This is a genomic window from Bartonella sp. AA9NXGY (assembly GCF_042196845.1).
Classification (GTDB): Bacteria; Pseudomonadota; Alphaproteobacteria; order Rhizobiales; family Rhizobiaceae; genus Bartonella.
Map to the genome: position 1 here is coordinate 1 of NZ_JBHIRB010000098.1, position 829 is coordinate 829.

Consider the following 829-nt stretch of genomic DNA (forward strand, 5'->3'; position numbering starts at 1 on the left):
GTTTTATCGGGATGATTGTTAATATTGACAATGGTGCTCCCTTCTTCACGCCCTGGAAGAAGTTCGCTTTGAGCGTGTGCTGAACTCAAACGGTTGATCTGATCAAGCCCCTGTTCAATATCGCGCATGTTCAGAACATGACCTTGAAGCCCAGGAAGAGCACTCCATACAACATTATTATAACGAGACGTCGGTGAACCATTATAGTAAATCTCTGAAAGTTTCCCCTCAACGACAACAAATTTGAGCGTCTTGCTGTTTTTGATATCTTGATCAGGAATATAAAAACGCGCCGTTACATAGCCTTGATCCAAATAAACTTTGGTTAACTTCTTGATTAAGAGCTGAATATCAAAAAGACCAATACATCTTCCAACATAAGGCTCTGTTACGGCTGATATAGAGCGCTTTTTGACATGGTGCACTCCCTCAACAACAACAGCATGAATGGGAAAACATTGCTTCCCACCCAAAAGCGTTTCTGGATTTTGCTCTGAAGGCGTCTTGATCCTTTTAGGCGTTAAAGCGCGTAATTTCTCAATTCTTTCTAATTGCTGCTTCTCAGATTGTTGGCGAGAAAAATTATCTGTTGGGGAATGAAAAATAGCTGAGGAGCGCGCATAAACATTTACACCTGTAAACAAACCAAAGAAAACAACAATGGCACGAAAAATTCTCAAAAGAGAACTTTGGCGTAAAAATATCAATAACAATACAGATTGCCCCCGCTTTGCATTATTCATGAAGCACTCTTTAAAAGAACTTCATGGAACCGCTAATAAATCCACTCAAAACAGCCACTGCCCTATAACGCTTTTAACAAAAGCAC

Annotated in this window: 1 protein-coding gene; it reads right to left on the minus strand. The window is 40.2% G+C overall.

The genetic code is table 11. The annotated features are described in order from the left end of the window. Nucleotides 1-743: POTRA domain-containing protein (locus tag ACFIM6_RS10020; RefSeq protein ID WP_375612688.1), on the minus strand; the 743-nt coding region annotated here is incomplete at its 3' end. Nucleotides 744-829 lie beyond the last annotated feature (86 nt).